Origin of the sequence: Synechococcus sp. R6-7 (assembly GCF_047461695.1) — a bacterium.
Taxonomy (GTDB): domain Bacteria; phylum Cyanobacteriota; class Cyanobacteriia; order Thermostichales; family Thermostichaceae; genus Thermostichus.
On record NZ_JANSHS010000320.1, the window covers coordinates 1 to 14426 of the forward strand.

At 60.3% G+C, this 14426-nt stretch carries 15 protein-coding genes, 1 tRNA gene and 1 riboswitch; of the genes, 9 read left to right on the forward strand and 7 right to left on the reverse strand.

All coding sequences use genetic code 11. The annotated features are described in order from the left end of the window. Positions 1-4: 4 nt before the first annotated feature. The 4 genes from NW815_RS09760 to NW815_RS09775 form a co-directional block, all read right to left on the reverse strand. The gene (locus NW815_RS09760) at positions 5-730 is read right to left on the reverse strand and encodes a HEAT repeat domain-containing protein (protein ID WP_414388304.1); all 726 of its coding nucleotides are present in this window, start codon (positions 728-730) and stop codon (positions 5-7) included. Between the two features lie 106 nt (positions 731-836). Beyond that, on the reverse strand, positions 837-1607 hold the full coding sequence (locus NW815_RS09765; RefSeq protein WP_011433685.1) for a peptidylprolyl isomerase: 771 nt from the start codon (positions 1605-1607) through the stop codon (positions 837-839). A gap of 75 nt (positions 1608-1682) precedes the next feature. Next, complete coding sequence (locus tag NW815_RS09770) at positions 1683-2438, reverse strand: hypothetical protein (RefSeq protein ID WP_011433684.1); 756 nt, start codon at positions 2436-2438, stop codon at positions 1683-1685. 82 nt (positions 2439-2520) lie between these two features. Then, positions 2521-3474 (reverse strand): DUF1517 domain-containing protein, encoded by a 954-nt coding sequence (locus NW815_RS09775; RefSeq protein ID WP_238376757.1) that lies wholly within the window; start codon positions 3472-3474, stop codon positions 2521-2523. A gap of 201 nt (positions 3475-3675) precedes the next feature. Here NW815_RS09775 and NW815_RS09780 point away from each other — a divergent pair, with 201 nt between their 5' ends. From NW815_RS09780 to nusB, 3 genes are all read left to right on the forward strand, one after another. Continuing rightward, positions 3676-4536, forward strand: a complete 861-nt coding sequence (locus NW815_RS09780) for a Cof-type HAD-IIB family hydrolase (RefSeq protein ID WP_414388302.1) — start codon at positions 3676-3678, stop codon at positions 4534-4536. A gap of 11 nt (positions 4537-4547) precedes the next feature. Next, complete coding sequence (locus tag NW815_RS09785) at positions 4548-6707, forward strand: ATP-dependent helicase (RefSeq protein ID WP_414388301.1); 2160 nt, start codon at positions 4548-4550, stop codon at positions 6705-6707. Between the two features lie 119 nt (positions 6708-6826). Continuing rightward, the gene (gene nusB, locus NW815_RS09790) at positions 6827-7702 is read left to right on the forward strand and encodes a transcription antitermination factor NusB (protein WP_414331399.1); all 876 of its coding nucleotides are present in this window, start codon (positions 6827-6829) and stop codon (positions 7700-7702) included. Positions 7703-7707: 5 nt separating this feature from the next. On the opposite strand, the gene NW815_RS09795 is transcribed toward nusB, so the two are convergent. Beyond that, positions 7708-8151 (reverse strand): DUF29 domain-containing protein, encoded by a 444-nt coding sequence (locus tag NW815_RS09795; protein WP_414331397.1) that lies wholly within the window; start codon positions 8149-8151, stop codon positions 7708-7710. Positions 8152-8294: 143 nt separating this feature from the next. Next, positions 8295-8366 (reverse strand) — tRNA-Gly (locus NW815_RS09800). A gap of 232 nt (positions 8367-8598) precedes the next feature. On the opposite strand from NW815_RS09800, the gene ssuE reads away from it, so the two are divergent. The 6 genes from ssuE to NW815_RS09830 all read left to right on the forward strand — a co-directional run bounded on the left by ssuE (position 8599) and on the right by NW815_RS09830 (position 13370). Continuing rightward, positions 8599-9126: an NADPH-dependent FMN reductase gene (gene ssuE, locus NW815_RS09805; protein WP_414388298.1), complete on the forward strand. Its 528-nt coding sequence runs from the start codon at positions 8599-8601 to the stop codon at positions 9124-9126. A 231-nt stretch (positions 9127-9357) separates the two neighbouring features. After that, positions 9358-9439: riboswitch (Glutamine riboswitch) on the forward strand. A gap of 79 nt (positions 9440-9518) precedes the next feature. Next, positions 9519-9692, forward strand: coding sequence for a DUF4278 domain-containing protein (locus tag NW815_RS09810; RefSeq protein ID WP_414343665.1), 174 nt, complete (start codon positions 9519-9521; stop codon positions 9690-9692). Positions 9693-9981: 289 nt separating this feature from the next. Beyond that, positions 9982-10221, forward strand: coding sequence for a preprotein translocase subunit SecG (secG, locus tag NW815_RS09815; RefSeq protein WP_011433676.1), 240 nt, complete (start codon positions 9982-9984; stop codon positions 10219-10221). Positions 10222-10233: 12 nt separating this feature from the next. Continuing rightward, positions 10234-10896: a YqiA/YcfP family alpha/beta fold hydrolase gene (locus NW815_RS09820; RefSeq protein ID WP_414388296.1), complete on the forward strand. Its 663-nt coding sequence runs from the start codon at positions 10234-10236 to the stop codon at positions 10894-10896. 52 nt (positions 10897-10948) lie between these two features. Next, positions 10949-11689, forward strand: coding sequence for an HAD family hydrolase (locus NW815_RS09825; RefSeq protein WP_414383437.1), 741 nt, complete (start codon positions 10949-10951; stop codon positions 11687-11689). A gap of 37 nt (positions 11690-11726) precedes the next feature. Then, positions 11727-13370 (forward strand): gamma-glutamyltransferase family protein, encoded by a 1644-nt coding sequence (locus NW815_RS09830; protein ID WP_414388295.1) that lies wholly within the window; start codon positions 11727-11729, stop codon positions 13368-13370. Positions 13371-13375: 5 nt separating this feature from the next. Here NW815_RS09830 and fabG read toward each other — a convergent pair whose 3' ends face one another. Then, positions 13376-14137 carry a 3-oxoacyl-[acyl-carrier-protein] reductase gene (fabG, locus tag NW815_RS09835; RefSeq protein ID WP_414356363.1) on the reverse strand — a complete coding sequence of 254 codons (762 nt, stop codon included), beginning with the start codon at positions 14135-14137 and terminating at the stop codon, positions 13376-13378. Positions 14138-14426: the final 289 nt, after the last annotated feature.

The window sequence follows — 14426 nt, forward strand, 5'->3', positions numbered from 1 at the left end:
CTTATTATTGACTAGAGTCATGCTCCAGCAAATCGGGATCCGCCAACTTTTGTAGGGCAAGCCGCGCGTCATCCCGCACCCCCCAATCGGGATCGCGACTGGCGCTGGTCAGCAATTGCCTTGTTAGCATCGTGTAAACAACGGGATCCTCGAGAGCCAGTTTCACCTGTTGCCCCAGGATCCCTAAGCTCCAGGCACAGTTGCCGCGTACCGCCGCGATTGGATCTTGAGCCAAACCCCGGCAGAGAGCTGCGGCCACCTCATGCAATGCCGGGCCGGGCAACACTTGCGCCTGAGCCAATTGTCCGAGGGCACTGGCAGCCCACAATCGCACTGCCGCGATATCCCCGGCCAACACTTCCAGCAACACCGGGTAGGCGTGCGGATCCTTGGCATTGCCCAACGCCCACACCAAACCTTTGCGCACATAGCCGTTCCAATCCCAGCGCAAGCCCTCGATCAGCACCTCCACCTCAGCGGGATCCGGATTCCGACCTAGGGCATAGGCTGCTCCCACCCGCACCAACGGGCAGGGATCCCGGACTAGGGCCAGCAGGGGTTTAACGGCGCGGGGTTCTTCGATCTCACAGAAGGCGCGGGCCGCCTGCATCCGCAAATAGGGATCCGGATCCTGCAACTGCTGCAGCATCAGCTCCACATCCACCTCCGGCGGCGAGTGAGGTGGCAGCTCGTCTAGGGGCTCCAGGGGAGAAAAAGCGTCTTCTTGCATGAAAGGGTGCCCAGGTGTTGGCGGAGGGGACGAGGGCAAAACTTGCCCTTCCTCAAGGCAAAAGCCAGAGCCACAACAACCAAACCAGCAGCAGAGTTGCTGCCCATCATAAACTGCCGGGATCCTCCATCTGATCTGCTCTTTCCGGTTGGGATCCCGGCACCCTAAGCAAGTCCGCTCCTTCCAACACCCGCGCCGAGCGGATCACATCTCCCACCTGGATGCGCTCCACCCACTCCATCCCCTCGGTGACGTAGCCGAACACGGCATAGCGCCCGTCCAAAATCGGCAGAGCAGAGAGGGTGATGTAAAACTGGGAAGAGGCTGAGTCAAGTGGGCTAGAACGGGCCATGGCCACCGCCCCCAAACGATGGGGCAAGAGCAACTTACTCAGAGCAGCGGGATCCTGGATCAAGGTGTTGTAGCGGGGGTAGGGTTCCCCACGCAGCTGAATTTCCAGGGGGATGGTGCGCAGGCGGTTGCTCCCCGGCTCTGTTGCACCCCCTGTGCCGTCACCACGGGGATCCCCACCCTGCACCACAAAAGGCTGCGGATCCTTTTCCACCCGATGGAAGGTGAGGCCATTGTAAAAGCCCCGCTGAACCAAATCCACGAACTGGCCGCCGGTCAGGGGTGCCGCTTCCCCGTGGATCGCCAAGATCACCTTGCCTACCCCCTCAGCAGTTTGCACCTCCATCTCCACCACTGCCTTCCCTTGCAGTTGCGGGCGGCTAGCATAGGCCGCCGGGATCCCAGAGGGGGATTCTGAGAGGGGGGGTGTACTGCGACAAGCCAACAGCCCGAGACAGAGGTATCCCAGAACTAAGCCCACTCCCACTCTGCAGCGGCTCATTCGCCCCAGCTTGGCGAATTTCATCTGCCCCTTCTCCTTCAATCCAATCTCCCACCCTCCAGGCGCTGCTCAACCCAGCAGGGATCCCTATCCAGGTATTCAGATCCGCTGCGACAGCCCCAACTGCAAGGTGACGCTTTGAGCGCCATTGCTCACCCTCACACCGTAGGGGCTGATGGCGGTAACCCGCCACTCTGCTTTTACCGCATGGCCAACAGCCACCTGCCGCACCACGTTGTCGATCAAGATCAGAGCCTTGGGGGCACCTGGATCGTGGATCAATCCCACCAGCTTCATCTGCGGCAGAGGCTGGGGTGGGATCCGCGCTGGCACCGGAGGCGCAGGTACCCTGGGGGGAGAGGGAAGACCAGCCCCTCTTGAAGCAAGAGGAGCGGCAACAGTCGGCGGTTTTGCCGGTTCGACCAAGACAGCCTTTGCAGAATCCTCAGGTGGAGCTTTGGGGTTTTCATCCACATCAGCAGCAGTGGGAAGCAAGGGCTCCTGGTGAGCATCGGAATGGGAAGAATTGGGTGCCTCAGCCAAGGGATCCCGAGTGGCCTGCGAAAAAACCACCGCCCGCGGGCGCAGGGTCATCCAAAAAGCCAGCCCTGCCACCAAGGTAGCGGCCAAAGCCATACCCAGCAGTAATCCTCCGGCAGCAGAGAAGCGCCGGGAAGGCAGTGGGGGCCGTGTGCCGAGGTAAGGATATTCGCCGGCTTCTGACAGCCCCTCTTCCAAGCTGTTCTCCAAATCCTCGAACAGCTCATCCAACAGAGAATCTGCCTGCTTGACTTGGCCAGACCATGCCCAAGGGGAACGACGGCCTCTGCCCGCTGAAGCATCTAACCCGGACATACAACCTCCCTAGCCTGAGCGGCGGGGATCCCGAGGAGTTGAGACACTCAGCCAACAGTTGCCGTCTATCGCCCAAAGGCTCTCAAAGGAGCCGCATTTCCGGGTACTCGGTCAACAGCGCCTCTGCCGACAGGGTGTCTCCCTCCAACTGCGGCGTCCACAGCACTTCGATGGCCACAATCCGATCTGCCGGAATCGAAGCCAGCTGCAACAGGCACTGCCGCAGATCCGCCATGGAGTTAACTACAGGTAGTGTACCCAAGTTACCACGATACGCAACCAGTAGAGTTACCAGCAGGTACTCGCCAACATCTGGGATCCCAGCAGCAGATCGCTGCAGCGCCGCTTGGGAGACTTGTTGGATCTGGTTGTTGCGGTTGCTGAGGCTTTCGACGCTGAACTTGCTCCGTTCTTGTAAAGAGGCTTGATAGAACAGGGATTCGGCGCGGGAGAGGGGCAGCTTCTCCGCTTGGGCATGGCCATAGGCCCAGTAGTCGCTGTAGCGCATCAAGCCAAGGGTGACCTCTTGCAACAGTTGGCTCAGCCCTTCTGGCGACTGAGTATCCGCCTCCAGAGCCAGGGCGTTCATGTCTTTTTGCAGTTGCCGGGCGCTGGCCAGCAGTCCCACTTTTACCTGCGCAACAGTTACCTGGGGATCGCGAACCCCAATGCTATCGTCCCCTTCTTCGGATCTGATCCCCGAGCGCAGCGTCTGCACCAAAAAGCTACCTGCCCCAACCAGGAGCAGCAGCGTCAGCAGGCCGCCACCCCCCCCTCCCCAGAAAAAGGGCACCAGCAGCGGAAAACCAAAGCCGCCTCCATAGCTGGGGTAGACAGGAGCTGAGTAGTGCGGGCCAATCGAGCGGGGGGCAGAGAACGTCGGAGACCGGAAAGATCCGCCGCCAATGCGACCGCCACTGCGTGCCCAAACAGCGCCTATGGGAGCCAGGGCCAAGGTCAAGGCCAGGGCAATGGCCAGCAGAGGCCGGCAGACGCGACCGATTCGTTTCAGCATGATCACAATGTTTTCGTCCATCACGGGGCTAGTCTTTCTTAATTCTACGCTTTCTCGTTGGCGGGAATAGGGGCGGAAACCGATCCCCCACCCGGCCATCTCACTTGTTCAATTCTTCTGTGTTGATTCTTTGTGTACTGAGCCGGCCAATGACCGTCAACCAATCGAGGCAGAGCCATGCTACGGTCTGGAAGGTTGCCAGGAGGAGGGCAAACAACAGCAATGCAAACTCAGGCTAACGTCCAAGCCGAGGAAAGAGAGCGGGCATCTTCTCCACCCCGTGCCCAGATTCGGCTGTTGGTGGTGGATATCGATGGCACGATTGCCGGGCCTTCCAACCAGGTTTCAGAGCCGGTTCGGGAGGCCATTCAGAAGGCCAAAGCAGCAGGGGTGCGAGTAGCCATCGCTACGGGTCGCATGCATCGTTCTGCCGAGCGGTTCCACTACGCGATTGGGGCCGATATGCCCCTATGCAGCTACCAGGGGGCTTTAATTCGGGATCCCGATAGCCAAAAGACCCTAAAGCACTGGAGCCTTGACTGGCCGCTGGCCGAGGAGTTGCTGCAAGCGTTGCAGGATCAGCCGGTGGGGGTTCACCTCTACATCGATGACCAGCTCTACTTACGGGAGCTGAGCCCTCTCAGTCAGGCCTATGCTGAGCGCTCTCAGGTGCCGTTCCAAATGTTTTCTTCCGCCCAATACGGACGAAGCCCCACCAAGATCCTGGCTGTTTCTGAGGATACCGAGTTCCTGCAGGAATTGCAGGGATCCCTGCGGCGGCGGTATTCCCCTGACCAGCTCTACCTCACCCGTTCAGAGCCGATTTTTCTCGAGGCTACCCATCCGGCGGTGAACAAGGGCAATGCCGTTCGTTTTTTGGCCGAGGAAATGCTGGGGTTGTCGGCGGAGCAGGTGATGGCCATTGGCGATGGCGACAACGACATTGAGATGATTCAATACGCCGGGATCGGGGTGGCGATGGGAAATGCCTCGCCTGCTCTGTTGCCCCATGCCGATTGGATTGCCCCTCCTGTGGCAGAAGACGGGGTGGCGGCGGCCATCGAGACCTTCATCCTCAGCTAGGCAGGGATCCCATGCTGGGTCTGGCTTCTTCTCCCTTTCCTGAGGTCACCCTGCGTCCGGCGCAGCAACAGGCGTTGGCCTACCAATCGGGGCCGCTGGGGATCGCCGCCGTTCCGGGGAGCGGCAAGACCTTTATTCTGGAGCTGTTGATCGCCGATTTAATTCTCAATCGGGGGATCCCACCGGAGCGCATCGGGGTGTTCACCTACATGCGTTCGGCGCGGGGCAACTTGATCAGCCGCATCAATCAACGTTTGCAACGGGCGGGGTATCCGGCTCGCTTTACCCAGGCCTTTACCCTGCATTCTTTGTCGTTGCGGGTGTTGCGGGAGGCCCCCAGCCGTTGGGAGGAGCTGTCTATTTTGGAGGGATACGAACAGGAGCGGTTGCTCAGCCGCCTGTGCCGCGCTTGGCTCGTCCGCCATACTCAGCTCTGGGAGCCGCTGATCCCCGGCGACAACAACCCGCAAAAGATCGCCCAAAACCGAGCCCAGTTCCGGCGCAGTTTCCAGCAGATGGTGCAGGTGGTCATCAGCAGGGCCAAGAATCTGCGCCTGGGGCCAGAAGTGATCCCCAGCGAGGGCTATCTGGGCTGGGCTGCTCCCATCTACGCCGGTTATCAAGCGGAATTGCGTCGCCTGGGCAAGTTAGACTACGACGACCTGGGCTGGCAAGCAGTGGATTTGATCGAGGGCAGTCCAGAGCTGCGGGAGCAGGTGCAGAACTGGTACGACTACCTGTTCGAGGATGAGGCCCAAGACAGTTCCCCCCTGCAGGAAGAGCTGCTGCGGCTGCTCAGCCAACGCACCGGCAACCTGGTGCGGGTGGGGGATCCCAACCAGAGCATCATGGGCACCTTTACCAGCGCCGAGCCGCGGCTGTTTCGCGCCTTTTGCCAGGCCAGTCCTCAGGTGGTGCTCTTGGATGAATCCAGCCGCAGCGCCCCCCAGATCATCGCTTTGGCCAACCGCCTGGTGGAGTGGGTGAATCAGCAGCACCCCATCCCGGCTTTGCGCACCGCTCTGGCCCCCCAGCCCATTCAACTGGCCACCTCCGGTGGCCAAAACCCCCCGGCCAGCGAGGGTGGTGTGGACTTTCTGCGGGTCGTCGGATCCCCGGAGGAGGAGCTGCAACAGGTGGCGCGGCAGGCCATTGCAGCCACCCAAGCTTTTCCCGGCCAAACGGTGGCCATTCTGGTCACCACCAACGAGCTGGGGGGCAAGGCCCTCAGCTATCTCCAGGAAATGGGAGCGGAGCGGGTGATCGACCTGTTGCGGGGCAGTCCCAGTCAGCGGCGGGTGTTGTTGCAGCTCAAGGGAATCATCGACTGGTTTGCCCGTCCCACTGCCCCCCCTCGCTTGGCTGCTGCTGTGGATTGCTTGGCGGATTGGGCGGGGATCCCACGTGCTGAACTGGGACCGATGTTGAGCTGGATCCGCGCCTCTCTGCCGGAGCGGCTGCTGTTCCCCAACTTCGGTGAGGCTCCCGCTCTGCCCGATGGCCCGCCTTGGCAGAACTTGGGCAGGCTGCTGCGCACCCTTGCCGGTTGGCTCCGGGCCGGGCGCTCCCCTTGGCCGGAGGTGCTGAATGTGATCGTTCAAAGCCTCTACCGCAAGCCGGAAGAGCTGTTTGTGGGTCGCTACGTGATCGATCAACTGGAGCAGGTGCTGGGATCCCTGCCCGAAACCGATTGGCAGGAGATCGCCCAAGAATTTCAAGTGATTCTGGATCACCGCCTCAACAACTTGCCTTCGGAGATCTTCGCCTTCGACCCCGAGCCGGGCAGCATCACCGTTTCGACTCTGCATCGCGCCAAGGGGCTGGAATGGGATCAGGTCTTCATCCCCCAAGTGTCGGCCTACGAGTTTCCCACCCAGTACGGGGAGCGAACCCTGGGGCTGAAGTTTTTGGATGAAGTGGATATGCAGGCAGAGGCCCTGGCCCAGTTGCGGCAGCTCAGCCCCAAAAGCTGTTGGGATCTGCAGGCCGACTCGGCCACCAAGCAAGCCTTTTTGGACTTGGCAGCGGAGCGGCTGCGGCTGCTGTATGTGGGCATCACCCGCAGCAAACGACGGCTCACCCTCTCGGTATCCAGCCAATCTCGCTTTGGCACAGAGCAGAGTTCATCTTTGGTGTTTCGGGTGTTAAGTCGCAGTTTTAGGGCCGGTTGACCGGGTGAGTCTCTCGTTCTTCATGGATTGGCAACCTGCTAGCATGGCTAAGCCCGATAGCGCTTGCGCGCCGCCTTGCGGCAATGGGGCAGTCTTTCAGAAGCTATGGATATTCTGCAATGCAACCTCGGCGTATTGCCCGCGAACTGGCCCTGCTGGGGGTCAATCAACTGCCAGCCACGGCGGCCAAACTGAGCGAAAAACAACTGGAGGACTTGCTGCTGGCAGCCATCCGCGCCCTGAGTGAAGAGACCCATGAAACCCTCTCCACAGCGGCGGCGGAAATCCAGCGCAGCGACCGTTTGTTGCACGAGAGCGATCCTCTATTGTTGGCCGATTCGGATCCCAAGGAAGAGGGTGGATCCCGCTCCGTCACCCTCCGCCTTCAGCAGGCCCAACGACACCTGCAGCGCCTGGAAATCACTCTGAAGGAGGCGGACGTTCCTGACCCCAATGCCTTACGGGGGGAATTGCTGGAGCTAATCCAGCAGGTGCAAGTGGCCCTCGGCAACGCCGGCCAAGCCTTAGAACACCTGGAACAGCGGCTGCACAGCGTCCGCCACATCTTGGATGAGGTTGTCCAGTTGTCCCAAAGAGCAGTCAACCGGGTGGGCGTTGCCCTGTCCATGCCGGAACTGTTGTACATTGCCCAATCCCAAGAAGTGCGCGCCTACGCTTTGCAACTGTTAACTGCCCTGCGAACCCACAAGGAGGCGATTGATGCTCGTTTGCAAAAGGCTTTGGTGGGTTGGCAATTGCAGCGGGTTGGTCGGATCGAACGAGATATCCTGCGCCTGGCGGTGGTGGAGATGGAAATACTGGCCAGCAGCCCCGTGAAGGTTGCCATCAACGAAGCTGTAGAATTGGCCAAAAAATACGGGGATCCTGAGGCCGCCGCTTTCGTCAACGGAGTGCTGCGACGGGTAGTGGACAGCCAGATGGAGACCCACCGGGGTCGGGATCCCTCCCTCCCTGGTTCTGGTTCCGGGGGCTGAGCAGATCACTGGGGATCTTCCTTGCCAGGATAAAAGTCGGGATCCATCACCTGCTCAAATGTGTAGGGACACTGGGCAGGCAGATCTGCTTCAGACAATGGCGTTTCTCTCACCACCAACAGGATCCCGTCCTGGTGAGCCTCTTGCAGGGCTGCCGAAAGATCGGGCTTGAGGCTGGGACTGTCTTTGAGCAATCGCTGGATCTGGCGGCGTTGTTCAGTAATCGTTGCCCGCCAACTTTTGCCTCGCAGGTGGGGTTGCAATTGCCACTTCAGCAAATGCCCTACCAGGATCCCCAGCCGGTGCAGCAATTCCCGGCGTTCTTGCCTGCCCAAAGCCTCGATTTCCTCCACCAAGTTGGCGATATCCAGTTGATCCCACTGCCCCGATTTCAGCAGTGCGGCTTGCTTTTGCGTCCAGGCATAGAAGTCGTACTCGTAAAGTTGCATGCTTCATTGCCTAACTGGGCACTGGCCAAGGAGATCTTGCTGACCCCGAACTACCCCTTTTTACCTTGAGCTCATTGATTTCCCGGACTAGGCCAAGCCCGAGAATGCTTGCGGAAAGCGGGTTTTGCCGGTTGGTTGGGGAAAGCGGGCGATGAGACTCGAACTCACGACATCCAGCTTGGGAAGCTAGCGTTCTACCACTGAACTACGCCCGCGTAAATCAATCTCAAGTTTAGCAAGCTGAAACCTTGCTGAATCTAACCTATCACGTTCCCGACCCCTTGAGTAGGTGGGGAGTCGGGGGGCATATTTTGCCCGCAATTTGACCAGCAGGGAATGACGTCGAGAGACAAAGCTATCGTGCATGCTGGGGCAGGGCGAGAGTGGGTTAATCATCTTTCACATGGGATCCCTGGTACAACTGAGGCAGTATTCTGTCTGCGGCCTATGTCCAGCATCCTCCTGCTCTCCGGTAGTCCCAGCACTCCCTCTCGCTCAGAAGCCGTTTTACATCACGCTGCCGGGATCCTGTCCGATCTGGGATTGACCACTCAGTTTGTTTCGGTGCGGGATTTGCCTCCAGAGGATCTGGCACTGGCCAAGTTCGATAGCCCTCAACTCAAGGCAATTCAGCAAAAGGTGGCCCAAGCTACCGGGATCGTCATCTCTGCTCCCGTTTACAAAGCCTCCTATCCAGGTGTGTTGAAGGCACTGCTGGATTTGCTGGATCAAGACGCCTTTACCGGTAAAGTGATTCTCCCCATTGCCACCGGGGGAACCCTGGCCCATCTGCTGTCCATCGACTTTGCGATGAAACCTGTGCTGGCAGTGATGGGGGCCACCCATATCCTGAGAGGGGTTTATATCCTGAGTTCTCAAATTCAGTTGGACGCTGCCGGAACACCACAGTTAGAGGCCGACATTGAGGAACGTTTGCGAGCCGGGCTGCAGGCACTTGCACAGGCGGTGAGATAGAAGAAATCAGCACTTCGGGAGACTGGCTGAATACCGGATTGGTGCCCTGGGCCCGGAACCGGTTGCGGCAATCTATTCCGAAAAGTGCATAGGTGATTGCCCAGTCAGGCCCGAGAAGCCGCGGAAGAGCCGACGGCAAGGGATCCCTTTTGCGGGTATGGCCGGATTAAATTTCTATAAATCCCCCAAAAAACCTGCAAAACCGTAAGTTATGATACAGACATAGGATAAATCGTTCATCTCTGCAGTTGGCTCACCAGTGGCCTGGAGCTGTGCAGAGACGGAAGTAGGGGTCTTCCCGAAGGAACGCGCCTCAACTGAATCGCGCCACTCTTTCCGTGGCGTAGGGCCCAACGACAACAAACTCAACCCTTCGTTGATGGAGGCGATATATGAAACTCTCTTTCCGTGGCAACACCTTTGACTACGTTCCTGCGCATACTCAGCTCAGCGATGAGGAGTTGCAGGCTCAGTATCGCGGTCAAGCCTTCTGTGTGCACCACACCAGCAAGAAAGCGATGCCTCACCCTCATCAGCCCCTGACCTACCGGGGCGTAAGCTACTGAGGTGAATACTGTTTGCCCTTGTAGGTGAGGTGGGGATCCTCTGGAAATCTCCATAAGGGCTGGATAAAGACTGGGCGGCCCCGTTTGGGGTCGTTTTTTGAGGCAAAGCAACACCCCCAGAAGGAGCAGCACCCGTTCCACCTGAGAAGCAAGTAGATGGGTCTGGGCCTGCCGAGTTGAGTTTGAACGAGTTGAGTTTGAAATGGGAGCGATGCCGAGGCAGGGTGCGCTAAGATGAGGTTCCAAGCGATAATGGCTTTGGCAACTTGCCCTACGGGGATCCGCTGCGATGGAAGCGTTTTTCGAGTTTCTCTGGTCGGCTTCGGCCATCTTGCTGGTGATCTTGGTGCTGCTGCACAGCCCTAAGGGGGATGGGTTGGCGGGCATTGGCGGGCAGGCCCAGCTGTTCTCCAGCTCCAAGAGTGCTGAGCAAAACCTCAACCGCATCACCTGGACGGTAGCGACCCTTTTCCTCTCCATCAGCGTGGTGTTGGGGGCGGGCTGGCTCTCGGCAGCCACAGGGCCATAGGGATCCCTTTCCGTGTTGGCGATTTACCTGCATGGATTCGGCTCTGGGCCGCAGTCGGCCAAGGCAACTTTCTTTCGGCAGCGGCTGCAGCAGGTGGGGATCCCTGTTCAGGTGCCTGATCTGAACCAGGACAATTTTGCCCAGCTCACCTTGACCCGCCAGATCCAGCAGGTTTCCAGCCAGCTTGCCGAGATGAACTACCCCCCTGTCACCCTCATCGGCTCTAGCTTGGGGGGCCTGGTGGCTGCTTGGGTTGCCGAACGACAACCTTGCGTGCAGCGCTTGGTGCTTTTGGCGCCGGCTTTTGGCTTTTTAGGCCATTGGCTGCCGCGGCTGGGGGCAGAGGCGGTGGAGACTTGGCAGCGAACCGGACAACTCATGGTGTTTCACTACGGAGAAGGCCGCCCTCTCCCTTTGGAGTACGGCTTTGTCGCCGATGCCCAGCGCTACCCGGATGGGGGGTTACGACGGCCTGTGCCCACCCTAATTGTGCACGGGATCCAAGACGACACCATCCCCATTCAAGCCAGTCGAGACTATGTGGCCCGTCGCCCCTGGGCCCAACTGGTGGCGGTGGAGAGTGACCACGCCCTGACGGATGTGTTGGATCCCATCTGGCAGATCACCAGCCGCTTCTGCGGGTGGGGGATGGAGACGGGGCAGTATGGTTGTTAAAGGGGATCCCTGTCCCGTGCTTGCCCATTCGCGAAAGCGTCGCGTAGCGATAATGTCTATGCAATCCAAAGTGCTGTGCCTACAACAGGGGAAGGCTGACGTGACTGCCGGCTTGCTCTTCGATATGGACGGGGTGATTGTGGATTCGGAACCAATCCATGCCCGCGCCGGGGCCATTGCCCTGCAACGCTGCCACCTATCCCTGGATTTGGCCCCCATCTCCCTGCAGTTCAAGGGGCGCACCGACCGCGACATGTTCGAGTACCTTGTCCAACACCAGACGGACACCCCACCTGCAGAACGGCCCCTGCTGGTGCAGCGCTTGATCGAGGAAAAGGCCAAGGCTTTTGGCGAGCTGCTGGCAGAGGTACCCCTGGTGCCGGGGGTGCTGGAGTTTTTGGCGGCCAGCCGCCAGCGCTTTTCTGCCCTGGCCGTCACCACTTCGGCCATCCGCCGGGATCAAGCGCAGATTTTCCAGCGCTTCGACCTGCACCGCTGGTTTGACGCGGTGATTACCGCCGAAGACATTCAGCGGGCCAAGCCCGACCCAGAGCCTTACCTGAAAACGGCTGCCGCTGTGGGGTTGGATCCGGCGTTGTGTTGGGTGATTGAAGATTCTACGCATGGGATCCGCGCCGCTAAGGGGGCTGGCTGTTTTGCGGTGGGCCTCACCACGGCTTTCACCGCCGAGGAACTGCGCCACGCCGGGGCAGATGTGGTGGTGGACAGCTTTGCGGAGTTGGCCGCACTCCTGTTCGCGAGAGCGTCGCGTAGCGATAACCTGCCTGTGTAGGGAGCCCAGCCCATTCGCGAGAGCGTCGCGTAGCGATATGCCAGCACCCACTTTTTTGCGGCAGGCCCTGGATCGCTATCCGTTTGCTTCGCGGCGACGGGTGGTGATGGGCAGACAGGGATCCGTGGCCACCAGCCAACCTTTGGCGGCAATGGCGGGCATGGAGATGTTCTGGGCGGGCGGCAATGCTGTGGATGCAGCCGTGGCAATGGCGGTGGCTTTGACGGTGGTGGAGCCAACCTCCAATGGCATTGGCGGCGATGCCTTTGCTCTGGTGTGGGAGGGGGGGGAGGAGGGTCAGCTGTACGGGTTGAATGCTTCCGGTCGCAGCCCAGCCGCCCTGACGCCGGAGCGGTACCGGGACCATGGGCGGATCCCCCCCTACGATTGGTTAGCGGTGACGGTGCCGGGGGCAGTTTCCGCTTGGCAGACCTTGCACCGGCGCTGGGGAAAGCTGCCGTTCGAGCGTCTGTTTGTGCCTGCCCTTCGTCTGGCGCAAGAGGGATTTCCGGTCTCTCCCCGGGTGGCCCAACTGTGGCAGGCGGCGGAGTCCATCTATTTGCCCCTGCCAGATCCCCGCCACGAGGCCTTCAAGGCCGTTTTCTTTCCCCAAGGGCGTGCCCCACGGGCTGGGGAGCGCTGGAGCAGCCCCCTGCATGCTCAAACCCTAGAAGAGATTGCCCGTAGCGGTGGGGAGAGTTTTTACCGGGGGGAGCTGGCGGAGAAGTTGCTGGCTTTCTCGGAGGCCACGGGCGGCTTCCTGTCCCCCGCCGACTTGGCCCAGCACCAGGCCGATTGGGTGGAACCCATCCATACAGATTACCGGGGCTACACCGTCTGGGAGATCCCCCCCAACGGGCAGGGCATTGCCGCTTTGATGGCGCTCAACCTTTTGGAGGGTTTTGAGCTGGGTCGGATCTCCTACGATGCCGGCGAGCGCTATCACCTGCAGATTGAGGCAATGAAGCTGGCCTTTGCCGATGTGAGCCGACAGGTGGCGGATCCGGAGTATGTGCGGGTCAGTCCTGCCCAGATGCTGGATAAGGCTTATGCACAGCGGCGGCGGCAGTTGATCGGGAGGGAGGCGATCCCCCTGGCCCAGCCAGGGCTGCCGGAGGGGGGAACGGTTTACCTGGCTGCAGCTGATGGTGAGTTGATGGTGTCTTTGATTCAGTCGAATTTCGATGGCTTCGGCAGTGGTCTGCTGGTTCCGGGCACGGGCATTGCTCTCCACAACCGCGGCACGGGTTTCACCCTGGAGCCCGGCCATCCCAACCAGGTGGGCCCCCGCAAGCGCCCCTACCACACGATCATCCCCGCTTTTCTATCCAGAGAAGGGATCCCTCTCGGCCCTTTTGGTGTGATGGGAGGGACGATGCAGCCCCAAGGCCATGTGCAGGTGGTGGTGAATTTGGTGGATTACGGCCTGAACCCCCAGGCGGCTCTGGATGCGCCTCGCTGGCGAGTGCTGTGGGATCAAGGGATCCCGCAAGTGGCCCTGGAGAGCACAGTGCCGCCCCAGGTGGTGCGCGAACTCTCTGCCCGCGGCCATGCGGTGCAGGTGGTGGAGGCAGAAGAGGATTACGGCCTTTTTGGCCGGGGACAGATCCTCTTGCGGGATGGGGATCACTTCATTGCGGCTTCCGAACCCCGTGCCGATGGCCTAGCCCTGGCGTGGTAGAAGGCTCAACTCATCACCATGCCACCATCGATGGCAAAAACCTGTCCCGTGATGTAGGCCGCCGCCGGATCTGCCGCCAAAAAACGCACCAGCCCTGCCACTTCTGCCGGGGATCCCAGTCGCCCCAGGGGGATCTGCGCCAAAATCGGGCCGGGATCCAGTTTTTCGGTCATTTGGGTGGTGATGAACCCCGGTGCCACGGCGTTGACGGTGATGTTGCGGCTGGCCAGCTCGCGAGCTGCCGTCTTGGTGAGGCCCACCACCCCTGCTTTGGCGGCGCTGTAGTTGGCCTGGCCGGCATTGCCCACCAAGCCCACCACCGAGGTGATGTTGATGATGCGCCCCTGGCGCTGCTTCACCATGATCTTGGCGGCTGCCTTCAGGCAGAGAAAGACCCCCGTCAGGTTGAGATCCAGCACCGCCTGCCAATCTTCTGGCTTCATGCGCAGCAGCAGGGTGTCGCGGGCCATGCCGGCATTGTTCACCAGCACATCCACCCGACCCCACCGCTCCATCACCTGGGCAAACAGGCCCTCCACTGCCTCTGGGCAAGACACATCGGCAGCCACAGGGATCCCTTCTCCCCCCAGGGCCGCGATCTCTTCCACCAGAGACTCGGCTTCGGCAGCGGAGCGGGCGTAGTTGATCGCCACTTTTGCTCCAATGGCCCCCAGGTGCAGGGCAATCGCCCGGCCAATGCCCCGGCTGGCTCCGGTGACCACAGCCACCCGGTCTTGGAGGGAAGGCAAAGGGAGAAGCTCAGACATAAGCGGCAGGTTCCTCGTGATTCGGACAGCCGCAACAGTATAGGATGCTTTAGAGCCCTCTGGTTGCCACTGGCTTCCCTGCGATCGCTTGCGCTGCGTCCCTCATAACCGCCGTTCGCGCTACTTGGATGGAGTCCTTCGGCATAGGCAGGAGGGATCCCACGGCTCTGTGCAGTCACCCTGCCCGCAAGATGTGTTGACGGACGGATTCCCAGACCAACGGGCGAGCAGAGCCGGACTATGATCAAAGGCTAGGCTGCAGCAGAGCATGACTCTAGTCAATAATAAG